This window comes from Acinetobacter gerneri DSM 14967 = CIP 107464 = MTCC 9824, assembly GCF_000368565.1.
GTDB lineage: Bacteria > Pseudomonadota > Gammaproteobacteria > Pseudomonadales > Moraxellaceae > Acinetobacter > Acinetobacter gerneri.
On the sequence record NZ_KB849542.1, the window covers coordinates 585,475 to 610,553 of the forward strand.

Consider the following 25,079-nt stretch of genomic DNA (forward strand, 5'->3'; position numbering starts at 1 on the left):
GTTTAGGCATCCTTACCAGTAGAACCGTAGACGGTTTGCCAGAAGCCATAACCACTCGCACCACGCGCTTCAACACCGAAGTAGAAAACACCTTCCATAAATACGTTCGGTGAATCAATATTGGTCATCTGTACAAACACAGGTTTTTTACGAAGTTGATAAACAAAAGGTTTTACAGGTTTTGAGGTATCGAGTAAGAACCAAGCATCGTCATCTGTAAGGCGTGCTGACACTTGAACTTTTGCAGTGCCTTTGTACGGATTTGGTTTACCATCTTCGAGGCGATCTACAGTCATCAAAGCATTGGCAATATCTTCAAGTGCAGCAGGAACTAAAAGTACTGTTGGTGTGATATTGAGGGGACGACCTGATTCATCTTTGAATTTTCGCATAGCAGTACGTGCAGCACCGTATGATGCTTGAGCAGCTGCAAGGGTTGCGATAGAAAGTTTTTTCGTCCCCTTATTGCTAACAACTGTTTTACCAACTTTATGGCTGGTCGAGATCATTGGCTGACCGTCATAACACTTCGCAGTAAAAGATTTATTTACTGCATCAAACACCAATTCGTCAGGATGTTGTTTGGCAGAAAAACCTGCACTTTCAGCTTGAGGTTTGTAGATACTAATCTGATCATCTTCAATACTATTTCGCGTGACTTCAATTGTTGCTGCAAAGTCTTTATTGGCAATCACATATTCATATTCAGCAAGTTTGGTAATATGTTTTTTACCAATCCATTCTTTCATTTGAGGAAAGTTAGCCAACCAACGGTAGTCAACATACGCACTATTGCTTGGAACAACCATTGCAATTGAAGTGTATTCAACTGGTGTATCGGTAAACATTTGGTTATAAGCTTTACTCAAGCTTAAGAAAATTGCATTTAATACTGCACCATTTACATTCATTCTACCCACACTCCATTTTCATCGATTCCAACCACACGACCAGCTTTTGAAAGTTTGCCCATGCCATCTGTAGCAGCCACAGTTTCACCATCTTGCAGATAACAGACCTTGCCAAATGAAGCTTGAGTCACTGGATCGGTTGCGCTGTTTTCAAATTGAAATGCGCTATCTGTACGGACAAGAACATAGACATCACCATTGCCACCGCTTGTGTTATCTACAGCTTCTTCATAACGACCCAAGTAAGTCAGTTTTGCGGAAGCACTAGCAGCCACGGCATAACCTGATTCGTCAACAACTGCGGCAAATCCAGCTAAAAGGACTGCACCAGCTTTAACAGGTACACCAATCAAACCCAATTCACGGCACGGTGTTTGTCGTCCGCTTTGATTTAAAATGCTAGACATTAGGCATTTGCTCCTAGATCAATTCCCATCATTCCAGCAACAGCCAAATCTTCTGCTGTATGTTGCTGTTTTTGTTGCTTACTGGTATCAGTCACACTGGTCTGTGTCTGACTTAAAGCGGCGATGATCGGCAAACTTTCGATATGAGCCTTTGCAAAGTCTGGATTGGTTTTCGCTTGCTCTTTGATCCAGTTGATCGTATCCTTACCAGTCAGGCGACCATCGCTACAAGCAGTAACAATCAAATCATCAACTTCTTTAGCTTTGGCACTTGCCACAGCAGTGCTGGCTTTATTGACCGCTTCTTGATAAACAGCAATCGGTACATATTGGGATAGATCAGGTGCTTGGCTATTTGCAGCAGCTTTGACTTCAACGGCCTTATCAATAGCTTGATTTAGCGTTTGATCAGTTGCCAAAGTTGTGCCAAAAGCACCGTCTAATTTGGTAAAAACACTATTTGCAGCAGCTAATAGTTCTGATTCTGTAGCAGTTTCAGCTAAACCTAGCTTTTTAAGCATGAGCTTTAGAAACTCATTCATGATTGATTCCTCATCATTATTTTGGGCAAAATATTCCTGAGCTGCCGCAGCAAGCTTGGCTTCTGGCAGCTGATCTAGTGCAGGGGTATTGGTTAAAGCGAGATTGATTAAAGCGATGATTTCGCCAAGTTTGTTATAGAAAAGGACTGGCGATAAATATTTATATTCTTCCGACTCGATATAGCCTTTGGCTTTTTCTAGCCATTCAAATTTTGTGCTACATATTCCAACTCCATCTACATATGTGAAATTGCCTGCCTTCAACCAACCAGCAGCTGGGGCAGGATCACCAGTGCTTTGACTTTTTAAAGTTGCATGCTCGTAGTCGATAACCATATCAATCTTGCGATCATTTAATGCAGCAACAATTTGACGACCACGTTCAGCAGTTAAATTCCAATGCGGTGCATCAAAAGGACGACCATCGACACCACGAAAAATCCCCTCAGGCACTAAAACCAGTAGGTTTGACGTTGGGTCTAAGTCAAATGAGCAAGAAGCTACAAGAATTGAGTCGGTCATAACATCAGCTTTTAAAATGATGTTATGAGATTAGATTTTTAAAAGAGAAAAGATTAGGCGGAAAGGCTTCCGTTTATTTTTCTTTTAATCGAAGAGTTTAGACAAATAATGACTTGCCACAAAACTAACAGCAGTTTCAGCTTCAGGTTGTAGAAAACCATTTAAAAATGGCAAATATGGGCGAGCTGAAATTTTAACTTTATGACCGCGACCAGCTTGACCACCAAACATATGAATTGCTGCATATGCTGCACTAGCTCCAGATCCTGCACCAATCGTCACTGAATCAACATCATGATCACCCTGTACGCTATCACGCAGCGCACCAGAGATTTGCAATATTCCTTGAGGCTTTATTCCTCGCTTACTATAAATTGCCAAAGTTGCAGGTGATAATCCTGCCCACTTAGGGCGACCATTGGCTTGAAAGTTCTGCAAACTTTGACTAACTAAAACACGTTCTAAATCTGCTGCCAATGGTTCGGTATTTACCAATCTTTGAGCAGCCAGATTAAATGTTTTACGTACATCATCATCTTGTATCTGGATATATGACATCAATTCACCATCTTTTTACTGACAAATTCATAATGATCAGCTGCTTTAAATTCTTCAGCAGTCATTTCAACCAGCGCACAGAGCACGTTAATATTCCTTTGCTGATCAATCAGCAAATCAAATCTATATAGCCCACCAGTCTCCAAATTAGGTAAAAATAAGAAAGGTTTAGATGTAACTTCATCCCAAAAAATTGTATAAGTATCTAAATTTTGGACAATATCACCCAACCATTTTTTTAAATCTTGATCTAAGCTACTTAGAGTTTGTTGGTCAGAAATACCTAAGATTGAGCTTTTCAACTCAATGTTTTTGCTTCGTTTTAATTCATCTAAAGTCGCTGTAGTAAATGATCCAACTGGCTGAATATCGGCACGTAATTTCGATGCATCAAAATGTTGAACCCATTGTTTAACTTCATGATTATATTGATTCACAATAGTTTTATTTTTAAGTATTTGTTCAATAATTTTTGATGATAGTCGTGGTTGTGCTGTAACAGCCTTATCCATCAATTGCTTGGTGGGTATTGCATTAGGTCGACCAATCCAACCAGCATCAGTGCGAAAAGCTGGCAGATCAGGAAATTGAACATGAGCAACTTGAGCTATACCGCCATGAGTAGTATCCACTTCTTCAACACTAAAATAACCTTCGCTATTTCTGACTTTTGCACCGACTGCATCAACATCAGATTGCATAAGTTCAATCACAGTGCATCTACAGTTATAGCCATTTTTAGGGGCTATCGCTGCCCATGCAGGGTCATTTTTACGCATGACCACACCATGCAGTGCACGATGCTGTGGGCGAGTTCGATTATCTAAAATTGCGCTGTACTGGACATACGGGAAAAGCGGATTATCATCCCACATCACAGCTTGTCGTCCAGCTTCATAAGCTTGCGACATATTGGTTTGATAGATGGTTTTAAGTCGATAAGGATTGCCGAGCTGCACAGTCCTTTGACCAGCTTCGGTCATGATATCCTGTTTTCCCCACCAGCCACGTGCTCGCATTTTCGGCTCAACAACTTTAGACCATTTCTTTAGATCCCAGCCATTTTTTTGTGCATCAATCAATGACTGACGAATATCTTCAAGCAAATCGATACGTGTCATCTGTGCAATCACAAATGCTTTGTTATGTGCGTTGCCTTGTACCTGCCACCAGTCTTGGCTTGGCATGACTTTTTTATTTTCTAAATATTCAATGGCTTTGCGAGGAGGCTGATTGAATAAAGACTGCATGGTTGGCTTATCCACGTTTTCGTGCCTCATTCACTGAAAGACGACCTAACACATCACTAGCAAAGATCAATTTTTCAAGATCATCTTGCAATGCACTCATATCTAAATCAGGCGATTGTTCTGCTAACAATGCCAAAGCACCGTCGATATCACCAGCTTGACTGAGCTTAGCGATTAAAGCTGGCAAGATATTTTCAGATTGGCTTTGCAGATGATCATTATTCAATTGTTGCTGCATTTGCTCATCTAACAAAGCTTGGGCACGGATTGCGATAGCTTCAGTTGGGGAAATTGATTGCATAGTATTTTGGTTTAATGCAGCCAAATGGGGTGGTAAAGCTATGCCAGAATATAAATAAGAATTTGCAGCTATATTTTGCTGAGATTGTGCAACAGCAAGTACCAGCTCTTTATCATCTGCTGGCTGCGGAATGCCGAGCTTTTCATGCGCCCATGACACAGGGATTTTCATCCCAATTTCGACAAGCTTTGGCAATGACTCACTAAACGTAGTCATATCCTCAGTATCAGAAGTATCAAACTGAAAACTTGGATAGCGGTCTGGCGTGATATTCGGATAATTCAAGCGCATCAAATAGCTGATCAAGCTGTCATTGATTGAGCGAGCCGCTTGTTTAGCATCCGATTTGACGATTTTTTCAAAGGTCACTTCATGAATATTCCCCAGCGCATTAGTACTGGATTTACCATCTGCCTGAGAAAGCAAAGTACCGCCAACAATGATTTTTGACTGCGTTTTTTCACACCAACTTACAAGATCAAAGTGATTTTTAGTATCTCCATGGGTTGCGGATTCAAAATCAATCGACATACCGTTCGGGATAATTCCACCAGCATTTCGTCCGATCATCATGACTGCGCGAAGCAAGGTCATTTTTTCCTGATCAGTTGCACCACTTGGATATTTCCCAATTTTATTCGGCAATCCGTAGGTTTCTAAGAACTCCATCACATCACGCACACCGTAATTTTTGAATAAGAACGGCCATGACAAAACACGGTGCAAACCTGAGCGAGCAATATATCCAGATTTGGCTTTGTGGCGGTGGATCACCCAACCAAAATCCCAAAAGTCAGCACCATTAGGTGTACCGTCATTGAGTTTTAAAACATTGGGTTCATCATAAGGTGTAAGAAAATTACGAGGGTTGACGTAATTAAATGATTTCGGAAGCCAAGTATTTCCAAGTTGATGCCAATCAATCGTTTGACCACTATAACCATGTCCCACGGCATCCATCACATCGAATAGAAATATTTCAAAGTCTTGAATGTCGTCGATCCACTCATAGACTTCAGCGGCAATCTTTTTTTCTTGATCCGTGGCGTTCTTTGGTGGGTTGACTGTCCAATCTAAGCCATTCACGCCTTTTTTGCGCTTATCCATCTCAGAAAAGATATGACCGTCTCGTTCTTCCATGTCGCAAAATAGATCAGCCTGAGCTTGAAGATTGCCTTGCTCAGCATCCGTCAGCAACTGGTGCAGCCGTTGGGGAGTCATACCAACGACGGGATGTTCTTGCCACTGACCTGTTAGCAAAGCGACTTCCGCAGTCTGATTTGTTTCAAGTGCAGTTAAATCTGTTTTTTTCGATGAGAGCTTTTTTTTAGACATGATCAAAAATGCAATAGTAGATTCTGCATCATCATGGGTAGTAAATCGGTTTTTGATTAGGCGGAAAGTCTTCCGTTGATTTTGAGCGATTTAAGCGATTTTAAAATCTTTCATAGGTCATTTATGCAGAAACGTGTTTAAACCGCTAAAAAGGCGTTTATAAATATTTATAAATCTATTTCTTGATCGGATTTGATCTGTGATTTTCAGTTATTTTATTTTTTAAATCAGTCATTTCAACTGGTGCAAAAGCATTTCATTTTTGATAATTTAAATACAATTTACTTTCGTATAAAAATTGAGAATCTAATGTCTAAACAGTCACCCTTATGGGATAAACCTTTTGTTCAATATTTTTTGTTCATCCTAATTAGCATTATCTATTTTTATATAATTTGCCATTTCTTTAATATTGACTATGCAAAGCTCAAAGCTTTAGACCCCAATTCATTAGGTGACTTTTTAGCAGGTACATTTGCACCTTTAGGTTTTATCCTATTAATACTTGGTTATTTACAAAACACTAGAGCATTAAAAATGCAAGGTGATGAGCTTAAAATTAGTAATGAATCTTTTAGAAAACAATGTGAAGAATTAAAAAATAGTGTTGAACAGCAAAAAGCTTTAGCTTTAACAACTGAGCAAGAATTAGAGCACCTAAAAAAACAATCAGAAATTGAATTAGATATAATGCTTACCAATGCTCAACCTTTCTTTCATTTCACTTTATCTGATGCTGTTAAACATGATGTTAATCAAGGAAGTGAGACTCTAATTTCACCCAATGATAAATTTTATAAAAATTTTGAATACCTATTGTTTGAAATAGGTTTTACAAACTCTAGAACTATTGCGAGAGAATTAGAGTTAAAAATTGAATGTGACTTTGAAGTAAGACGTACAGAGCGATATAGTATTATTGATGAAGAATTAAAGGCAATAATGTTCACGATCAAAAATAAAATAGATGAACCAAACTATTTGGCAGATTGTAAGATAAGTCTAACTTTCAGCTATTTTGATAATCTTGATTTACTTCAAGAACAAAAATTTACACTTATTCTAAAACAGAAAGATGAACCTCATTTAGTAGCAGTTAATATCCGTAGAGAACCAAGAAATTTTCTGAGAATTTTAAAATAACGGCTGTGTTTAATAACAACCCACATCACTAAACCACCCATCAAAATCGTCTGGTCGCATTTCCATTTCACTTGCAGATGGAAGTGCAATAAACTCAATCGGTGCTGAAGGATGATTGCTTGCATAATCAGCAAGTAAATGTGCAATAGCACTATCTCCATGTCGATCTTTATTATTGGTATTGGTTTTACCCATAGCAGGGATACGTGCCACACCATTGACCATGACAAAAGCACGATGATCTTCAATCACGTCCTGATCGGCTGGCATATTTTCAATATCACCATCTTCCAGTGATGATTTAAAATGCGGTGTATTTTCTCGATACCATGCTTCAGTCAACATCACAGCTTCGATCCGTTCACCATAGACAACCTGCATAGCTTCAGCCAAATACCCACCGTTACCACTGGCATCATGTGCGCCTTTACTAAAATTAGGCAACATGACAACGATAAGTTTTAAAAATTCTTCTTGCTGCTTATATGGAACTTTAAACATCTCAAATAAGAAAGGGATACGTTTTTTAGTATTTTGCTGCTCAACCAACGGCCAAAATGAACAAGCATTCCGTTTACGAGCGAAGTCTAAACCATAATAAGTAATCAGTTTTTTAGGTAATGCTTCAAGCAATGGCTTCAGATGTTCATTAAAAAACTCTGTCACTTCGGCATTTCTAGCTTCTTCAGTCACATTACTAAAGTCATCCCAACCTTTAGGAGCCTCAAAGCGAATGACTGGCACAGTATCATCTTTCTTACTTTCTAATAATGAATGAGGCAACCAGCGACCACCACCTTTACTGGGAATAGCATCCAATTCTTCATCCGCTGCGCTGCCATAAAAGTCATAAACTTCTTGCATCCACAATTCTTCTTCGTGTGGATCATAAGCAATGCCTTTACGCATACAAACACGTTTATATAAGCCTTGAGCAACAGCATCACGGAAAGTTGTTCGATGAACTGTACCTTTACGCTTTTTAGCACGTATTTCATTGATCAGCTCATTAAATGGATTATCCTCACCATCATGGGTACTAATGACACGGACACAACCACCCCAAATCAAAAGTGCCAATGCTGCTTTAAGTAATTCATCCAGTGACTCATGGAATGCTGCTTCATCAAGTATCACTCGACCTTGACGACCACGCAGGTTTGAGGGGCGACTGGTTAAGGCTTCTATACGAAAACCAGACTTAGGGAAACGGATAATATAAGTCTGAATATGTTTATCACCATCTTCCCAAATTCCTTCCTCAACCTCAGCAGCTGCCAAGCCATATGCACGTGCCCACATAGAGCACGCCTGTATAAATTCCACTGTCATATCCTTGTTATAACCAAGGTAATAACAGTTTTGACCACCAGCAGAACGGTCACTTGCACACTCAAGTGCAGCATCCGCAGCTTCTGCCCAAGTCAAACCAATTCGTCGTGATTTCTCACCAATCTTTAAAGGACTTTTGTCAGCGATCCATTCTTGCTGGTATGGTAAAAGAACAGCTGGAACATCACTCTCAAAGTCAGGTTGTAATAGATTAATTGGTGATACATCTAGGGTGGTCATTTATCTACAATCCCCAAAATTTGCTTACGAATTTCAGCCGCAGTTTCAGCAGATAATCCACCTTTTTTTGCAATCTTATCGACGGCTTTAGCAGCAGCTTGCACACGTTCTTTAACTTCTGATTCCCATTTTTTCTGATTTACAGAAGCTTTGGCAATTTCTGCGATACCTTTACCAGCCTTAGCCATAAGCATGATTCGATCTGCTGGATCTGCATCAGGGTTTTCTGATTCTTGTAAAGCAATGAGCGCATTGAACAGTTCAGTCTGAACAAGTGACAAAACAGCAGAGCTACGCATATCACTATCATCAGGTGCAGCATCAGCAATCATGATTGCTGCTTGTGTGCTGGCTTGAACTGCTGCTAACTTTTGTTCAAGCTTTTGACCATAGCGGTGGACACTGGATTTGCTAACTAAGTAACCCATCTCAGCTAATTTATTAGCAATTTCCTCATAACCGCAAAATCCTTTATCCATGAGCCATCGGTCAAGCATCTGACGATCTTCAGGTTTTAACTGGTCAATTGAAGATTCACGTCCCATGTATCACCTCAGTTCCAGTATTTTTCTGGACGAGCAATACCAGCTTGGCAATCAATCGTGTATTCAACGATATCAACACCATAATGAGTCAACTTACTGTTCCAATGCCCGTCAGGCTGTTTACTCACATCAACAAGTTTTCGATCTTGTAAATACTCCAACTCACTGTGCAGTTCCTTAACCGTACAATCTGGAAAAATAGCCTGCATTACCGATAGAAGTAATGTATCTAAAGCACCGATTGGACGGGCTTTATTTAATGCATTGAGTAGTTGCCAGCGCATAGATTCTCGACGAGCTTTAGCCAAATCAATCATTTCGCATTCCTTGTTTAATCTGTACATTTTCAAGTTTAGTTGCTAACGCATCGAGCTTAGCTTCAATCACTGTTTGCCCCCGAATATAGTCATCGCGGGCAACGTAGGCGTGTGGCAAATCAATTTGAAATTGATAAAGTTTTCGTTCCAAATCTCGAATATCGCTTTGGCATTGTCCTGCTTGAGTCGCAACATCTTCAAGTTTGACTTGCATAGCATGAAAACTACTATCAAGATTTTTTTCAATGCGTGCCCAAAGGATTTTTATGGTTGCCACTACTGTTGAGATTATGCTGACGAGGAGCATGATCCACTGATAAGTTTCTAGCTGAATTACCACTTAGCCCCCTTAACCTGCATACATTCGCAAAACAGAACGTCCGCTATTTAGCATGGCAATCAGCTGATCAATAAACCACGATACTGTAGTGAGCCAGTTTGACCAGATCGCTTTAATTTCAGCTTTGGTTTCGACATACTCTTTACTAATGTAATCAAGCACAGCTTTTTTCTTTTCCAGCCCCTTGAGAACACCTTCATTTTCAATCGATTGCATTGCTTCAGCTGTGGCCGTTAAAAGACTGTATATAGCACTGGTCGTTAATCTGACATTTGAAACCGATTTCTTAGTTAGCTCAATGCCTTCATTGATTGTCTCTTTGATATGCCCATAGTTGTTTAAGACAAAACCTGCAAGACCAACAATGGCATTTTGAGTAAATTTAATATTTGACATTATTTTGATTCCTCAATTGGAGCCAAAGGCTTCGGTTTACTCTGATTGATATAGCGACCAACAAAACCAAGAATTGCCAGTGCAACTGTGATTTTAGATTGAGTGCCATCGGGTAGTGATGTGATCAATTCAGGTGGCAAAGCATCATAGAAAGCCTGAACAGCGACGATCAACGCAAATGCAATATTGCTAAACCACTTCCAGCTAGTCCCTTTATTTCCAACAAAAAAACCTAAACGCATTGCTTCACCCTGAATCATTGGAAGTATTTGCGCTGGTGCAGATTGCATAGCTGCTTTCAATTCTTCAACACGGCTTTGATGACGTTTTGCTTGATCTAAAAGTTGCTGCTTTTGCTCATCAATTTTAGGTTTATAAAGCCCAGTTACATCTTTAGAAGCAGTTTCATAACCACGTCTAAATTCATCATGTTGTTGATCTTTGATTTTGATCAATTCATCCTGAACTTGTTGCTTGATTCGAGTTTGCATTAGGGATGCAGGAATTTTATGCTGGGATTTTTTCATGGTGTATCTCCAGCAGCAAATTTCAGGTTCCCAGCAACTCGACGTATCCAGCCACGACCAAAAGTCGAAAATGTACTTAACTTTGCATAAAATTCTAAACGCTGTGCATTAAATAGAACCAATACATCATCAAGTGTTTTTTGATTGATTGCGCCTAATGTCATTTGTCCAACAACACCATCATCAGCTACCCCCACAGCTCGTTGCAGCATACGGATTGCATTGCCGATTCCATGATTCACAGCAGCATCAAATAGTTGAAATCCAATAGCAGAGTTATACTGTGAACATTTCGCACGTTCCCAGAATGCTTTGCGATAGATTTCTTTTGCTTGGTTTTTAGTCATCGATTTCATTGCGCCAAGATATCCATTGGCTTGCGCTGTTGTTTTTGTGATTCCCCAATTCGTTTCCCCACCAGGATCTTTAGGATTGTTGACATAGCCACCTTCGTGACCGATCACACGTTCAAACACTTCGTCAAAAGTGATAGACATAAAAAAACCTCATCAAATGATGAGGTCATGTTGCTGCTTATATTGATTTTAGATTAGGCGGAAAGGCTTCCGATTATTTTTTATCGATAGCAATCAAACAAGTAACAGGATACCCATCATTATAATGTGATGCATCCAATTCAATAAAATAACCTTGTCTAATTTGTTGAGTCATGGCTTTTGATCCATCTTTTTCATAATTCTCAACACGTTTGATTAAATCATCAATTTCAGGTCGTACACGATTATCTATATTATCCCAAATTAATTTACAGGTATTAAACGCTGAAACTTTTGATTCCTCATAAGAGTTTTGATTGTACACAGAAACCGAAAAAGCTTTCCAATCATCAGTGTTTTCTTTACGTGAAATTTTAACGTTGAACCAATTGTTAAATTTTACATACTCCACATTTGGATCAACATCATTAGGTGAGAATTTAATAACACTAGCATCTTTTGGGAAGTGAATTTTTAATGCTGGGTATGTATTACTAACAACTTTAGCAAATTGGACTAGATTCAATTTAGCAGTTGTATCATTTTCACTATAATAACGTTGAACATAAGGAACTTGTGGCGTTTGTTTTTTAGCCTCTTTTTCTGCAAAAGCAGCTGATTCATAAGGATCTATATCATTCGGTGATGTACAATAATTTTCAACTGAAATTTTCTTATACCTATCAAGTGCCTTTTGATCTGTTAGTGTATTTGCCATACTAATTGCATTTGATATGACAGCACATTTATTTGCATCATTATTTTTTAAAGCAAATGCGATTCTTTCGTCATTTTGTTTGATCAGCTTGTTACTTGACCACCAATCTATACCTTTATTAAAAGCAAAAAAAAGCATCCCGAAAACAAGTATCCCACCCAATATTTGATTAGATTTGGAGTTTTGTGTTGCTTCTGCCATCGTATTATTCCAAAATTTATTTTAACTATTAAAAGCAATATGAGATTCTAAAGTTTCTCCCAATTTGTAGCTATATAAAAAATTAAAGCTACTAGAGCAAATGGAAGAAATTTTAGCCACAGTAAATCATGCTCAAAATATGAATTAAAAACCCCAGAGAGCATAGCAATTAGAACTAGAACACCAATAAATATTAATTTTGATACATCATGTCTAAACTTTCTTAATTCAGCTTCTTCTAATCTTTTTCGCTCTTGAATATAAGCATTTCGTTCGGTAATTTTTCTAAAATATCCAACAAGATCAAATTTGCAAAAATTACACTCAAGATTATCTCTATAAATTAAACGTTTGCAAGTTTCTCTTGGGCATCGCATTGCATCAGGATCATTTTCATTTGGTGGGATAAATGAACCATAATAGTTAATGATTCCAGTCAAATTCCCACCAGAAACATGATTCACATTAAAACTTGCTTGTTGATGTAAATCATCATTATGTTGATCAGTCATGATTTATCACTTCATATTTTTAATACCATTCACTTCGCCACCACTAACATTGTCGATATTAAAGGTCGCTGATTGTTTGGGAGCAAAATGATTATCTTGATGATTATTATCACCAATCTGCTGTCCTTGTACATCATTTTTTTGATTATGTACGACTTTAGTTTTTTGTTTTTTATTATCTGACTTAAAGGATAAAACTAAAATATTTCTTTTTAAATCACTATCTGCATTTCTATAGTTTCTTAATAGTAAATTCTCTTCATCATCTATATTAGATTCAATACCGTGCACCAAATAATCCAAAGAACAACCAGAATGCTTTTGCATATTAATCAAAAACTCTAAATCTGGTGACCTTTCATTATCTTCATAACGTTGAAGCGTAGCAGTACCAACATCCATCTTTTCAGCGAATGACTTTCTAGATTCCTTACCTCGAATATTGCGTATTCTTTGACCGATCGACTCAATTGACATGTGTTTACTCAAAAATATTTTATCAAATATGATGAAAGTGTATTGATTTATTTATCCATACGGATTAAATTCAACTTCATTAAAGAAGCTTTAGTGCACCACATAAACACCATGAAAGGAGTTAAAAATGCTCTCAGCAACAGCATTAACACCAGATCAAGTCAAAGCAAAACTTCGTGCCCAAGGTAAAACACTTGCACAATTTGCGATAGAACACGGTTTTCAACCTAGCGACGTTTACAGAGTGATTGGCGGATCACGTAAAGGTCTTTATGGAAAAGGTCATGAAATTGCTGTGGCACTAGGACTAAAAGTTAATCCCGAATTTGCAAATATAGATTAACCGCTTTTTATCCGCTTTGTAACCTTTTTTATCCCTTTTTTATAAGGAATTTAAAAATGAAAAAAGAAAACAACAGGTTAGCGATGATGTGTTTCGTTCTTGCAACTTTTTCTTTCACAGGTTGGTACATGGCTGAGTCTGACAATCAGATTCTTATCAAAGAAATTGAGGCACTAAAAGCGAAGGCACATCGTTATGACAGATAAATCAACCGTGAAGTCTGGTGGGAAAATTTTAAAAGTCCTAAAAGCACTTAAAGGTCATAGCCTCAAAGGGGTGGCTATTTCAGAGCTTGCTAAAAGACTTGAGGAAAGTCCTAGTCAAATCTATCGAGCATTGCAAACGCTTGTATCAGAAGGCTTGGCATCACAATTAGATGACGGTAGCTATGTCCTTGGCAGAGAAATGGTCGCTATCGCACACGTGCATTCAGATGAGATTGACCGTGCTCAAGGACATATTTCTGAACATGTACAACGTGTCAGTGCCCGTATGAACCAAATTAAATCAGGAAGTTAATCATGACAGAAATCAATCAAAATCATTTAGCACAAATTGAACAAAGCGTGACTATCGACCAGATCCGTTTAACTGAACGTATTGGTGCACTTAAAGCTACTGAATTTGTTAGAAAATTGGTGACCGTCACCACGATAAAAATGCTAGCAGAAATCAAAGAAGCTAAACAATACAAAGGCTTAAAGATAATCCTTAATGAAGAACTGGTAACGTCACCAACTTGGGATCAATTTTGCCAACATATTGGGCTATCTCGTGAAAAAGTCGATGAGGATATTCGTAACCTTGGTGTATTCGGTGAAGACTTTCTCGAAACTTCACAACGTATGAGCTTGGGCTATCGTGATCTGCGCAAATTACGCAAGCTAGATGATGCAGAGCGTGAGATTGTGATCAACGGTGAAGCCGTTAAAACAGAAGATCGTGAAAGTCTCATCGACTTGATCGAAGAAATGTCTGCAAAGCATACCAAAGAAAAAACTTCACTTAAGAAAAAAGTCGAAGACTTGACTGCGGATGTTGATGCCAAAGACAAGATCATCAAAACCAAAGATGAAAAGCTCAATAAGCAAGATACAGAGCTGACCAAGCTAAAAAGTCCGCCTGAGATCAGACTACGTGCTGAAACTGAAGATCAAGAGTTAGAAAAAGCAGCTTTAGAAACTTTAAAGACTGAAAGCATCTTATTGCTCAATGCCACTTTACGATATCAAAATGCCATAAATGGCGTGCTTGATCTTGCTAACGATAAAGGTATTCACCAACTTTTTGACCGTGTCGATGAATCAGTTATTGCGACATATCAACGTATTGCACAGTTTACCCAAACATTAGGCATTCAAGTTGACTTTGAAAATATGGTCAGCCCTGAGTGGTTATTCCCTCAAATTGAAGATGCTTCTGAAATTGAAGCTTCTGATATGAATTCGGAGATTTAACCATGACAAGCCCAAATCTAGCCGAACTTGACTATTTGCGCCAAATTGCCGCAGAGCTTACCGAAGCTGGTCACGGTAAGAAAGGGGCAATTGTCGAGCGTGCAAAGCTACATTTAAACGTCAGCCATGCTGAGCTTTACAGACGACTTGAAAAAGTTGGTTTTAAGTCAGAACGTAAAGCACGTAGTGATAAAGGCAAATCCGTTGTTACACAGGAAGCAGCCGAGTTGGTCGGCGGCTTGGTTTTGGCTGCACAAAGTAAATTGGGTAAAAAACGCTTACCAATCAACATCGCATTGGAAATGGCTCAAGACAACGGTAAAGCGCCCAAAGTTTCAGCGGCAACGATGGGACGTATGATGAAACAGTTCTATTGCCACCCTGCGCAATTGAGCACACCGACTGCCCACCAACAACAGCGTTCGCTTCACCCAAACCATGTTTGGCAATGTGACGCATCAGTCTGCGTGGTGTTCTATTTAAAGAAATCTGGTTTATGTGTAATGGACGAACGTCAGTTCTACAAAAACAAACCAGCCAATTTAAAGAAAATTGAAAAAGAACGAGTGATTCGCTATGTCATCACAGATCACACTTCGGGTTCTATTTACTTTGAGTATGTATGGCGTTCTGAAAATAGCGAAAACCTAACCAATGTTTTTTTCAATGCAATTCACCAACGTAGTTTGCAAGAACCTATGCATGGCGTTCCTTTTATCTTTTATGTAGACAAAGGTTCTGCCAACACATCGGGATTGTTTGAAAACTTACTTGAGCGTTTAAGTGTCAAATTTATTGCACATGAAACCAATAATAGTCGTGCCAAGGGTCAAGTCGAGCAAGCCAATAACCTGATTGAAACGCAGTATGAATCAACTTTGACTTTTAAAGACATAAAAAGCCTAGAGGAGCTTAATGCTGATGCCACTAAATGGCGTGTCATGTTCAATGAAGTAAAAGTACATAGTCGTACCAAACGTACACGCAACCAAGTTTGGCAGATGATCAAACCTGAACAATTACGCAAAGCACCACCGATTGAAATGTGCCGTGAACTTGTAACGACAAATCCTGTTTCACGTGTGGTCAAAGGTGATTTAACGATCCAATTTACCATTAAAGGATACAACGAATCCTTTTATAGCGTTCGCCATATTGAAGACATATATGTTGGTGCAAAAGTTGATGTGGTGATCAACCCATATCAAGCACCTAACGTCGATATCTTATTTAAAAACAGCAATGGCGAATTAAAAATCTATACCTGTTCACCAGATCAAACCGATATGTTCGGACAACTTTTGGCATCGCCTGCTATTGGTGAAGAAGTTGAAAGTATGCCTGACAGCAAAATTGATCAAGCACGTAAACGCATACAGAAACAGGCTTATAACGCAGATACACAAGCCGAAGTTGACAAGGCGATCAAAAAGCGTGTGCCAGCATATCAAGGTCAGATTGATCCAAATGCCCATATTACCAAGCACCAAGTACCAGAGTATTTACCACGTGCTGGTGAGCAAATGACCACAGCATCTCAACGTCGACAACTTGCACCACTCAACTGGGTACAAGCAGCAAAAGCCATCCGTGGATTTATTGGTAATGCTTGGAATGGTACTGAACACATGCAAATGCTTAAAACCACTTATCCAAATGGTGAAATCCCACAGGAAGATATTCCATTTTGGGTAGAGCGCATTCAGTCTGGCAACAACAAACCAAAATTAAAAGTAGTTGGAGAATAAACCATGAGTACTTTTAAAGAACTACTTGATGAGCAATCTATTTCACAAACATGGATTGCAAAAAAATTAGGATTTAGCCCAGCGACGATTAACAAAATTGTCAAATATGGCGATTATCCGAAAAAAAATGCTGCTCAACTCAAGCAACAAATCATCGAACTTTTAGTCACTAAAGGTTTTAACCAAGACCAAATTTTAACAGCAATGGATGCTGTACAACTCAACTCTGAAAACGACCAAGCCTCGGATGTTGAGCGTACAGCTACCCCAACTGACCAGAAGGAGCAATTAATGCTACTACGAAAACAGACCTTAACTCCAGCGGCTAAGAAGCAATTTATGCTATTTAAAAATATTTTTACCGAAGATATTCGTAATGCTGCGGAACTTTATAACAATTCAGACATTAATTATGTCCGTGAGTCAATGTGGCAGGCAGCAAAAGGCAATACTTCTTTTATTGCTGTTGTTGGTCAATCAGGTTCAGGAAAAACTACGTTACGAGAAGAACTTCATGATCGTATTGAGCGTGAAAATGAACCTGTCATTATTATTGAACCTTACGTATTAGCGACTGAAGACAGTGATACTAAAGGTAAGACCTTAAAATCTCTTCACATTGCAGAAGCAATACTTTCAGCTCTTGCACCAAGTACCAATGCAAAACGTTCACCTGAAGCACGTTTTCGCCAAATTCATAATTTATTAAAAGAATCGAGTCGAGCGGGTCAGCATCATTTACTAATTATTGAAGAGGCACATAGTCTTCCAATTCCAACATTGAAGCACCTTAAGCGTTTTATTGAGCTTAAAAATGGGTTTACACCTTTGATGAGCATCATCCTTATTGGTCAGGATGAACTCAAAATCAAACTCGCTGAAAATAATCCAGAGGTTCGCGAAGTGGTGCAACGCTGTGAAATTGTGACACTTGAGCCATTTACTCAAACAGCTTTGGTCGAATATTTACAGCATCGTTGCAACACAGCGGGTCGCAATCTTTCAGATTTTATTGATGAATCTGGCATAGATGCTATTTGCGCAAAATTAACCCGAAATGTGGGTCGTAACAACCAAAGTGAAAGTCTTTTATATCCACTTGCAGTGGGTAACTTGATCACTGGTGCACTTAATGTTGCAGCTGAACTCGGTGAAAAAGTTGTCACAGGTGATCTTGTAAAGGAAGTGTAGATATGGAGCTGAATTTAAAAAATGCTTTGATATTTTGCATTTTGTTTTGGGTCGCTGTCATTGGCTTCATATATGGAATGATTAAATGAAATTCAAAGACTTTTTTGGAGAAATGACGAAGTTTAGAGCATTCAGTTATTTCATTTTATTGAATGCAATTTCCATGCTGGGAGCTGTAGTCCATAAAGATTTTAATAGCACAGTTTTTTGGTTTTTTATTCTTGTCTGTGGTTGTTTTATTTATGAAATAACCACCCCAAAAACACAAAACAAAAGGAAAAAATAATGGTGGATTTAGTTGATATGGCAGAAGAATTTCGGGACTTTCAACTGCAACAAAACATCAATGCACGTGCTCAGTTTGAAACTGAAAGCAATCTTGATTGTGATGACTGCGGTGAAGAAATTCCTGAACAACGTCGGGCGTTAAAAGGTGTAACACGTTGCATCACATGCCAAACAAAGTTTGAAGCTCAGCAAAAACATTTTAGAGGATAGTTTTTTATGAATATGCAAATCCAAATCCCTGAAGGTTACTGGGAAAATTCACAAGGTGCATTAGTACCTGAAACCAATGTCAAAGAGATTGACAAATTACGCGACCAGACAGTACGTCGCGTGTGGGAGAAAGCGGAAGCGATCAACAAAGCTTTGGCAGAGTTTAAAGAAAGCGCCTTTGCTGATATTGCCACATTTATTCAAATTTCAGCGGATCAATACAATGCCAAGCTAGGTGGTAATAAAGGAAATGTTTCCCTAATTACATTTGATGGTCGGTACAAAATTCAACGCAACTTTGCTGAACGCATTGTTTTTGATGAGCGTTTACATGCAGCAAAAATCTTGATCGATGATTGTCTTAAAGAATGGACAGCCGATGGTCGGGATGAAATCAAAGCCATCATCAACAATGCATTCAACGTCGATAAAAAAGGAGAAATCAGTACAACCCGTGTTTTAGGACTAAAGAAAATCGAAATTAGCCACCCTAAATGGCTCGAAGCAATGCAAGCCATTACTGACAGCATCAACATTGCTGGCAGCAAATCATATTTACGTTTTTACCAACGCAATGATGACACAGGCGAATATGAGCCAATGTCACTCGATATTGCATCTATCAAAACTAAGGAAACTAACTAATGAACAAGTCTGAACTTATTGAACACATCGCTCAATCAGCGGGTATCAACAAAACCCAAGCAACAGCTGCTCTTCAAGCATTTGAAACAGGTGTGATTGACACCTTAGCAAACGGTGGAACAGTAGAACTAAAAGGCTTTGGTACTTTTAAAATTACAGAACGTGCAGAGCGTAATGGTCGTAATCCCCAAACAGGTGAAACGCTTGTGATTCCAGCATCTAAAGCACCAACGTTTAAAGCAGGTTCAAAATTTAAAGAGGCGGTGAACTAAAGGAGATTAAAAGTTATGGGTATTTGTGTGAGTCGCAATATTAACGGTATTTCCATTAATGCAAGTGAGTATCTCTTAGACGATGACGACAATGTAAAAAAGTTTTTAGATGAAGATATAGCTAAAAAATATCTGATTGATCAAGGGTTTAATGATGAGGATATTTACTGGATGAAGTTTGAGGCAATTTAAGCGAAACACAGGCATTCGTGCCTGTGTCTGCTGGATGTCGTGATCCAGTACTGACGAGCAGCGAGAGATATAAATGATTGAAATTAAAGATTTAGATAAATTACCGCCTGAGGTGGTTTAAAGTTTAGGAGAAGTTTCATGAATAAAAAGGAAATTATAGAAAAGATTAAAAAGTGTTTGGCACTTAGTAAATCGGCTAATCAACACGAGGCAGCTACAGCTTTACGCCAAGCTCAAGCACTGATGGAGAAATATAATATCGATGCGGATGATGCTGCATTACTCGGCATTGTAAATGCTGAAATTCTTGGTAGTGGTTCACAAAAGCCACCAGTTTTTGAATCAATGCTTGCACAGTCAATTGCGAAGTTAATGGACTGTAAAGTATTTCTTAGCTACCAAATCAATGAAACTGCCTCAACTTCTAAGATTGTTGCTGTTTGGCATTTTGCTGGTTTTGATCCAGCACCTGAAATCGCAAGTTATGCCTTTAATGTCTTATATCGTCAATTAAAAAAAGCACGTACCACATTCATTAATACATCTTTAAAGCGAGTTCAAATTCGAGCAAATAAAGTAAAAAGAGCAGATATGTTTTGTGAGGGTTGGGTTATAGAAGCGTCTGAGCAAGCTTGGCGCATCAAACCCAACATAGAAAAGCTTAAACAAATAGAAGTTCATATCAAGAAAACAACTGAGTTGACCACATTTAAGCCCAAGAATCGAAATGAGAAAACTCGTGATTCTAGTCGAAGCAGAAATGACTATTGGTCTGGTCGTCAGGCTGGTAAAGATGCCCAAATCAATCATGGTATGAATGCTGGGACGAAACTTAAGGGAATATGCCATGAAGACAATACGCATTACAAATGCTGAACTAGCGATGATTGAACAACATCGCCAATCTATTAAACATAAGAAAGCAACCGATAGATTTCGTAAAGAGGTTTTAAAGCTTGCATTCGAATTCAAACAGTATCTTGAAAGAGAACATATGCATCCTAGCTTTAGTGAGTTCATTAATTGTTTTGACCCACCTGCCAGTAACATCAATAAATTGAAATATGAAGCAGTTAAAAGCGTCTTCGACGCAGTCAACTCAATTGAAATCCCAAAAAATTTCAATCAATTAGGAGCTTGAAATGGGTAAATTCCTACTTGGTTTTATTATCGCTTGGTATTTATGCCATAGATTTACTCACATCATGATTGCTTCAGAGTGTGAGCGTTTAGGGGGATTTTTTGTCGGTTCAAAAACGTATAAATGCCATTTGGTAACAGAACTTCAAAAAGGTTCCTCTGTACCTGCGGCAATTTTAGAAGCGGAACAAGGGGTTAAAAATGAAGTTCAATAAAAAAGCAAAACTGATCCAGCTCATACATATTGGTAAATCACAGCTTGGACTTGATGATGAACTATATCGTGAAGTACTCGAAAGCTGCACAGGTAAAACCAGTTCAAAGCTTCTATCTATTCCACAGCTTGAAGCAGTACTGGACCGCCTTAAACAACTCGGTTTTGAGGTTGATTCAAAAAATAAAACTGGTGTTAAAAACTTAGCGAGTGACGATCAAAGTAAATTGATCCGTCATTTATGGTTGCGTCTGCATGAAACTGGTGCAGTTAAAAATGGTAGCGAATTGGCTTTAGCCAAATTTGTTGAAAATCGCTTAGGTGTAAGTGCACTTCAATTTCTAAGCACTGAACATGCCAGCATGATCATCAATCATTTGCGCCAATGGTGTAATCGCATTGGACTAGACCGTTTAACTCCAGCCTAAAAAAGAAAAAAGCCCGTGACTGCAATCACGAGCTTTTCAAATTCCACAACCATCCCGACCAGAGGACGATTTAAGCAACTATAACATAGATTTTTATGAGGTAAAACTATGGCTTATCGTCCACATATCATTGATGCGCAAGAAATACTTTCTGACGAAGAAATCATCTGCTTAATGCCTAAGAGCTTTGTTTTTGTAGCTCAATTGATCGGCATTGAGGCAGCATTACAATTAATAAAAGCCTATGGTGGCACAACGATCTTTATTCCATCGCAGCATGGCATGAACATAAATCATGACATCACTCAAAACATCAGTTTAAAAAACCTTAAATTACTCGCTGCACAACTCGGCAACACAACTATAGAAGTACCGACTGGCATATCAATAACAGTCGCTATGCGTAACCGTATGATCCGTAATCAAGCCTCAAAAGAATCTAAAGCGAAACTAGCCCGTAAATTTGATGTGACTGTTAGAACGATCAGATCGGTTGTAAATGGCGAAGAAAAGCTTAAAATGAACGAAGACAGAAACCTAGATTTATTTGAAAATGGCGGATTCTAGTCCGCCTTTATTATTTCACTGGTCGCAATGGTATTTCAAAACTCATCCCATTCAATCCCAACTTATCCCACTCAATCCCATAATTATCTCATTACTTACTCTAGGTTATATAGTTAGATATCAAACTTAAACGATTACTCCAAAACTCGTGATCATGGGTAATACGTTCAATATCACGATCAAACTTTCCAGTTTCAGCATTATAAGTTTGATTTGGAGCTTCAAAAAAGTCTCGATTGGCTTTGAAATAACTCAACACGTTATTTAAAGTCCAACCAGAACCAAGCTTATAGTCCGTCGTCCAATTTAGAGATGTGCTCTCAGAACTCGAATAAGCACCATCAGGATTATAATTTCGATGACGAATCGATTTATCCAGTACGCTATGTTCGGGATCCTTACTTTTTAAAATACTGCTTGGATTTTTAGCGACATTTGCAGGTAATACGGGTGAACCTTGGTATGTTGAATCCTGCTTGTCATAGTCATGATCTAGAGTAAACAACATAGAAAGTGCATCATTTGGCTGATACAAAAGCCCCGTTCCCACACTTACTTTTTTGGTATCTTGATCATCAATATCGTATAAGCTATCCGAGTCAGAATAACTTGCATGGAATAATACAGCGGTTGAATCATTTACAGGTTTATTGGTGCTCAGTGCAGCCCGAACCGTATTAAAGCTGCCATAACTCAACATTCCATCCGTTTCAGCATGCTCTAGACTCGGCTTACGTGTGATCATATTCACCGTTCCACCCAATGAGCCTAATCCATATAAAACAGAAGCAGGTCCTTTTAACACTTCTATTTTTTCATATTTCCATGAATCGAGATCACGCATCATCATGGTTGATTCTGCAATACGCACGCCATCTATCAATACGCTATTTGCACTACCACTAAACCCTCGCATCGACAGTACCGCAGGATTGCCGGGAACATTCCCCACGATTGCCCCTGTGATATTGGAAAAGGCATCTTTTACTGTACGTAAGCCTTTTTGCTGCATTTGCTCCTGAGTATATGTTTCAACAGTTGCAGGAGTTTCATTGGCTTTTAAATTGAGCGAACTTCCAACTCGATTTACCTGATTTAAATGTAAGCCTTGCTCTGCAGACTCTGCTTGTGCAGTCACTTGCATCTTTGGCAGTTCAGTCGGTTGATCTGAACTTTGAGTTGCTGCCTCATTTTCTGCTGCAAAACTATATGCTGGAATAGCCATTAACCCAAATAACGATGCTGTAAGAATCAGACCTTTGGCTTGGATCGCTGGATTTGATGCCAATGCCGTTTGTTGAGCAATCGCTGTTTTCTCAAAACACTGCTGAGATAAATATGAATTTCTTTGGACACGTTTTCTCGTCCCGATTTTCGAGATATTCGATTGAATAAATTGCATGACTTTTCTCTTTTTAAGCCATAAAAATTCAATAAAACCCATGCGACTAGGTTGTATCACGTTTAAATAAGTTTTAATTAAGCAGAGAAAAGAATTGGCGGGGCTCGATTTTGGGGAAGCAGAAAGAGTTGCTGTAAGGCAAAATAAAAGCTTTTAAATAATTTAGTCAAAAATAATAAAAAGACCTGAACCCGTTCCAGCACTTGCTGTACGCCTAGGTTTTCTACATTTACAATATGACTAAATACCGAACAGAACATACAATCATGTTCTAAATGATGCTGATTTTTATTGTTTTTTGAATGATCCATTCCTTGCATATCATGCATGGAATGCTGGCTATGTTCATTTAACATCAAATGGTCTTGGTGTGCTGCTAGAGAACGTATTTCTTGATCATTTGAATATAAATGGCGGTCTGGCAAAATTTCGGCAATAGTGTCACAGACCGGAGCAAACTCATATTTTGCCGGTAATAGTGGCTGTAAAAATACAGCTAATTGCAGAAACATCGCAGTAAATGCGATATATAGACCTACTTTCAATCGGACTCACTTTTTGATTTTGAGCCGATGCTATCATAAATATTTGCTCATTATTCCTGTTTGTAACTTCTCGAATTTTCACGTTATTTTTAATTTATTGATAAATGGTTGATTATTACCACTTATTGTTTATATGTTTTTTTCATAAGTTTATTCTTTATTTGGGAAATAGTTATAGCAATAAACTTAGCTTTTCATGCTTTTGTTAACCACAATGAACCAATTGAACCGCTAACGCTTGAAAATATGTTTAAGGGGCAACCTTGGACACCTGTACCAAATCCTGAATGTGGTAATTCTTGATATGGCTAAAGTTTCAAAGGAATTTCTCAAAAGATTACATCAAAATGAATAAAACACTTACAGCTCTGCCTATAGATGCTTTCACACCTATCCTTTCATATGATGAGTGGGAAGCAATGCAGTACAACAGCAATAACTAGTTGAGGAAACTAGGCATGATTAGACTGCTTCTTGTTTAATTTTCGGAGCGCTACCTATCATTGCTGCTATTTTGATTAAGCCTATATAAGATAAAAATATCTCTGAATCTGCAAAATAGTTAGGATAGGCTTCTTTCAATCCTCCGATTGCATTCGTTGAAAGCAATGCAACTATCCATTTTTCATTTTTGGATAGTAATTTCTCATACTGACTATATCTTTGAGAGGCAAGTGTCTGATCTGAGCTTTTAAAAAACTCATCCTCAATTTTACCTGTTTGTACATTTAGTCTGATCAGGACAAATCCATCTTTATAGCTCTTTGCACCTAATACCTTGTTTAAGTCATTTAGACTCTCACAATAAATCTTTAATTCTTTTTCTAAAGTTATAGTACCAACTCCACGATCAACAAAATTTTTTATATCAACACATTGTTTTACTAAAAATTGATTTTGAATAATTTTAGTCAAATGGTAATCCTCCCATAACTAACTGAAGTTAAAAGTAGAGGTTAAGCAGCCATTAGAGGAGACCTTCCTTTGTTGGCTTGGTGTGGTCTTTCATGATTGTAATGCCATAGCCAATTCGTTGCATAATCTTGTACTTCATCCAAAGTATCAAATAAATGTTTGCTTAGCCAACTATAACGTATGGTTCGATTATAGCGTTCAATATACGCATTCTGTTGTGGGTTACCTGGTTGAATATGTTCAATACGAATACCGTGTTCAGTTGCCCAGCGTACGAATTCATGACTGATAAACTCAGGTCCATTGTCGCATCTAATCACCAAAGGTTTTTCCCGATATTCCAACAACTGATTGAGTGCTCGAATAACTCGTATTGCAGGTAGTGAGAACCCTGCTTCAATAACTAAACCTTCGCGGCGGTAATCATCAATCACATTCAATAATCGAAATT

The 25,079-nt window shown here is 38.4% G+C and carries 36 protein-coding genes and 1 other RNA gene; 17 read left to right on the plus strand and 20 right to left on the minus strand.

What is annotated here, in order from left to right; genetic code table 11:
* Positions 1–2: 2 nt before the first annotated feature.
* From F960_RS08220 to F960_RS08245, 6 genes are all read right to left on the minus strand, one after another.
* Positions 3–911 carry a Mu-like prophage major head subunit gpT family protein gene (locus F960_RS08220; RefSeq protein WP_004861990.1) on the minus strand — a complete coding sequence of 303 codons (909 nt, stop codon included), beginning with the start codon at positions 909–911 and terminating at the stop codon, positions 3–5.
* A complete protein-coding gene (locus F960_RS08225) occupies positions 908–1,318 on the minus strand; it encodes a hypothetical protein (protein WP_004861992.1) in 411 nt (136 codons plus the stop codon). The genes F960_RS08220 and F960_RS08225 overlap by 4 nt, the downstream gene beginning before the upstream one ends.
* Positions 1,318–2,382, minus strand: a complete 1,065-nt coding sequence (locus F960_RS08230; protein WP_004861994.1) for a phage protease — start codon at positions 2,380–2,382, stop codon at positions 1,318–1,320. The genes F960_RS08225 and F960_RS08230 overlap by 1 nt, the downstream gene beginning before the upstream one ends.
* Before the next feature lie 84 nt (positions 2,383–2,466).
* Entirely contained in the window at positions 2,467–2,940 is a 474-nt protein-coding gene (locus F960_RS08235) for a phage virion morphogenesis protein (RefSeq protein ID WP_004861996.1), read from the minus strand.
* A complete protein-coding gene (locus F960_RS21495; protein WP_154650738.1) occupies positions 2,940–4,205 on the minus strand; it encodes a phage head morphogenesis protein in 1,266 nt (421 codons plus the stop codon). The genes F960_RS08235 and F960_RS21495 overlap by 1 nt, the downstream gene beginning before the upstream one ends.
* A complete protein-coding gene (locus F960_RS08245) occupies positions 4,198–5,826 on the minus strand; it encodes a DUF935 domain-containing protein (protein ID WP_004862002.1) in 1,629 nt (542 codons plus the stop codon). Before F960_RS08245 ends, F960_RS21495 begins: the two co-directional genes overlap by 8 nt.
* Positions 5,827–6,135: 309 nt before the next feature.
* Here F960_RS08245 and F960_RS21500 point away from each other — a divergent pair, with 309 nt between their 5' ends.
* A complete protein-coding gene (locus F960_RS21500; protein WP_004862004.1) occupies positions 6,136–6,969 on the plus strand; it encodes a hypothetical protein in 834 nt (277 codons plus the stop codon).
* A 9-nt stretch (positions 6,970–6,978) separates the two neighbouring features.
* Here the strand turns inward: F960_RS21500 and F960_RS08255 are convergent, their stop codons facing one another.
* The 10 genes from F960_RS08255 to F960_RS08300 form a co-directional block, all read right to left on the minus strand.
* Positions 6,979–8,541 carry a hypothetical protein gene (locus F960_RS08255; protein ID WP_004862007.1) on the minus strand — a complete coding sequence of 521 codons (1,563 nt, stop codon included), beginning with the start codon at positions 8,539–8,541 and terminating at the stop codon, positions 6,979–6,981.
* Positions 8,538–9,086 carry a DUF3486 family protein gene (locus tag F960_RS08260; protein ID WP_004862008.1) on the minus strand — a complete coding sequence of 183 codons (549 nt, stop codon included), beginning with the start codon at positions 9,084–9,086 and terminating at the stop codon, positions 8,538–8,540. The genes F960_RS08255 and F960_RS08260 overlap by 4 nt, the downstream gene beginning before the upstream one ends.
* A gap of 8 nt (positions 9,087–9,094) precedes the next feature.
* Positions 9,095–9,403 carry a hypothetical protein gene (locus F960_RS08265; protein ID WP_004862012.1) on the minus strand — a complete coding sequence of 103 codons (309 nt, stop codon included), beginning with the start codon at positions 9,401–9,403 and terminating at the stop codon, positions 9,095–9,097.
* On the minus strand, positions 9,396–9,743 hold the full coding sequence (locus tag F960_RS08270; protein ID WP_004862015.1) for a hypothetical protein: 348 nt from the start codon (positions 9,741–9,743) through the stop codon (positions 9,396–9,398). Before F960_RS08270 ends, F960_RS08265 begins: the two co-directional genes overlap by 8 nt.
* Positions 9,744–9,752: 9 nt before the next feature.
* Positions 9,753–10,139 carry a hypothetical protein gene (locus tag F960_RS08275; RefSeq protein ID WP_004862016.1) on the minus strand — a complete coding sequence of 129 codons (387 nt, stop codon included), beginning with the start codon at positions 10,137–10,139 and terminating at the stop codon, positions 9,753–9,755.
* Positions 10,139–10,666 (minus strand): DUF7940 domain-containing protein, encoded by a 528-nt coding sequence (locus F960_RS22950; protein WP_004862018.1) that lies wholly within the window; start codon positions 10,664–10,666, stop codon positions 10,139–10,141. Before F960_RS22950 ends, F960_RS08275 begins: the two co-directional genes overlap by 1 nt.
* Positions 10,663–11,163, minus strand: coding sequence for a glycoside hydrolase family 108 protein (locus F960_RS08285; RefSeq protein ID WP_004862020.1), 501 nt, complete (start codon positions 11,161–11,163; stop codon positions 10,663–10,665). The genes F960_RS22950 and F960_RS08285 overlap by 4 nt, the downstream gene beginning before the upstream one ends.
* A gap of 73 nt (positions 11,164–11,236) precedes the next feature.
* Complete coding sequence (locus F960_RS21510) at positions 11,237–12,082, minus strand: hypothetical protein (RefSeq protein WP_004862022.1); 846 nt, start codon at positions 12,080–12,082, stop codon at positions 11,237–11,239.
* A 47-nt stretch (positions 12,083–12,129) separates the two neighbouring features.
* Entirely contained in the window at positions 12,130–12,594 is a 465-nt protein-coding gene (locus F960_RS08295; protein WP_004862024.1) for a hypothetical protein, read from the minus strand.
* 6 nt (positions 12,595–12,600) lie between these two features.
* Positions 12,601–13,071, minus strand: coding sequence for a helix-turn-helix domain-containing protein (locus F960_RS08300; RefSeq protein WP_004862026.1), 471 nt, complete (start codon positions 13,069–13,071; stop codon positions 12,601–12,603).
* A 127-nt stretch (positions 13,072–13,198) separates the two neighbouring features.
* Here F960_RS08300 and F960_RS08305 point away from each other — a divergent pair, with 127 nt between their 5' ends.
* From F960_RS08305 to F960_RS08370, 16 genes are all read left to right on the plus strand, one after another.
* Entirely contained in the window at positions 13,199–13,414 is a 216-nt protein-coding gene (locus tag F960_RS08305) for a DNA-binding protein (protein ID WP_004862028.1), read from the plus strand.
* A gap of 56 nt (positions 13,415–13,470) precedes the next feature.
* A complete protein-coding gene (locus F960_RS22330) occupies positions 13,471–13,620 on the plus strand; it encodes a hypothetical protein (RefSeq protein WP_004862031.1) in 150 nt (49 codons plus the stop codon).
* Positions 13,610–13,933: a helix-turn-helix domain-containing protein gene (locus F960_RS08310; protein WP_004862034.1), complete on the plus strand. Its 324-nt coding sequence runs from the start codon at positions 13,610–13,612 to the stop codon at positions 13,931–13,933. The genes F960_RS22330 and F960_RS08310 overlap by 11 nt, the downstream gene beginning before the upstream one ends.
* 2 nt (positions 13,934–13,935) lie before the next feature.
* Positions 13,936–14,871: a hypothetical protein gene (locus tag F960_RS08315; RefSeq protein WP_004862038.1), complete on the plus strand. Its 936-nt coding sequence runs from the start codon at positions 13,936–13,938 to the stop codon at positions 14,869–14,871.
* Positions 14,872–14,873: 2 nt separating this feature from the next.
* A complete protein-coding gene (locus tag F960_RS08320) occupies positions 14,874–16,619 on the plus strand; it encodes a DDE-type integrase/transposase/recombinase (protein ID WP_004862040.1) in 1,746 nt (581 codons plus the stop codon).
* A gap of 3 nt (positions 16,620–16,622) precedes the next feature.
* A complete protein-coding gene (locus tag F960_RS08325; RefSeq protein ID WP_004862044.1) occupies positions 16,623–17,810 on the plus strand; it encodes an AAA family ATPase in 1,188 nt (395 codons plus the stop codon).
* 285 nt (positions 17,811–18,095) lie between these two features.
* Positions 18,096–18,308, plus strand: coding sequence for a TraR/DksA C4-type zinc finger protein (locus tag F960_RS08335; protein ID WP_004862047.1), 213 nt, complete (start codon positions 18,096–18,098; stop codon positions 18,306–18,308).
* Between the two features lie 12 nt (positions 18,309–18,320).
* Positions 18,321–18,953: a DUF3164 family protein gene (locus tag F960_RS08340; protein WP_035373661.1), complete on the plus strand. Its 633-nt coding sequence runs from the start codon at positions 18,321–18,323 to the stop codon at positions 18,951–18,953.
* On the plus strand, positions 18,953–19,225 hold the full coding sequence (locus tag F960_RS08345; RefSeq protein ID WP_004862051.1) for an HU family DNA-binding protein: 273 nt from the start codon (positions 18,953–18,955) through the stop codon (positions 19,223–19,225). The genes F960_RS08340 and F960_RS08345 overlap by 1 nt, the downstream gene beginning before the upstream one ends.
* A gap of 15 nt (positions 19,226–19,240) precedes the next feature.
* Positions 19,241–19,417, plus strand: a complete 177-nt coding sequence (locus tag F960_RS22335) for a hypothetical protein (protein ID WP_004862055.1) — start codon at positions 19,241–19,243, stop codon at positions 19,415–19,417.
* Positions 19,416–19,484, plus strand: an RNA gene (locus F960_RS21790) — hammerhead ribozyme type II. Before F960_RS22335 ends, F960_RS21790 begins: the two co-directional genes overlap by 2 nt.
* Positions 19,485–19,555: 71 nt before the next feature.
* A complete protein-coding gene (locus F960_RS08350; RefSeq protein WP_004862057.1) occupies positions 19,556–20,293 on the plus strand; it encodes a DUF2786 domain-containing protein in 738 nt (245 codons plus the stop codon).
* Entirely contained in the window at positions 20,265–20,558 is a 294-nt protein-coding gene (locus tag F960_RS08355) for a hypothetical protein (protein ID WP_004862062.1), read from the plus strand. Before F960_RS08350 ends, F960_RS08355 begins: the two co-directional genes overlap by 29 nt.
* A gap of 1 nt (position 20,559) precedes the next feature.
* Positions 20,560–20,772, plus strand: a complete 213-nt coding sequence (locus F960_RS08360) for a hypothetical protein (protein ID WP_004862065.1) — start codon at positions 20,560–20,562, stop codon at positions 20,770–20,772.
* The gene (locus F960_RS08365; RefSeq protein ID WP_004862068.1) at positions 20,759–21,199 is read left to right on the plus strand and encodes a gp16 family protein; all 441 of its coding nucleotides are present in this window, start codon (positions 20,759–20,761) and stop codon (positions 21,197–21,199) included. The genes F960_RS08360 and F960_RS08365 overlap by 14 nt, the downstream gene beginning before the upstream one ends.
* A 108-nt stretch (positions 21,200–21,307) precedes the next feature.
* Positions 21,308–21,766 (plus strand): Mor transcription activator family protein, encoded by a 459-nt coding sequence (locus tag F960_RS08370; protein WP_004862070.1) that lies wholly within the window; start codon positions 21,308–21,310, stop codon positions 21,764–21,766.
* A 100-nt stretch (positions 21,767–21,866) separates the two neighbouring features.
* Here the strand turns inward: F960_RS08370 and F960_RS08375 are convergent, their stop codons facing one another.
* The 4 genes from F960_RS08375 to F960_RS08390 form a co-directional block, all read right to left on the minus strand.
* Positions 21,867–23,168, minus strand: coding sequence for a TonB-dependent receptor (locus tag F960_RS08375; protein WP_004862073.1), 1,302 nt, complete (start codon positions 23,166–23,168; stop codon positions 21,867–21,869).
* Positions 23,169–23,245: 77 nt separating this feature from the next.
* Positions 23,246–23,713, minus strand: a complete 468-nt coding sequence (locus F960_RS08380) for a DUF2946 family protein (RefSeq protein ID WP_004862075.1) — start codon at positions 23,711–23,713, stop codon at positions 23,246–23,248.
* Between the two features lie 462 nt (positions 23,714–24,175).
* Positions 24,176–24,628, minus strand: coding sequence for a hypothetical protein (locus tag F960_RS08385; RefSeq protein ID WP_004862078.1), 453 nt, complete (start codon positions 24,626–24,628; stop codon positions 24,176–24,178).
* A gap of 41 nt (positions 24,629–24,669) precedes the next feature.
* On the minus strand, positions 24,670–25,079 hold a 410-nt coding region (locus F960_RS08390), incomplete at its 5' end, for an IS3 family transposase (protein WP_004862081.1).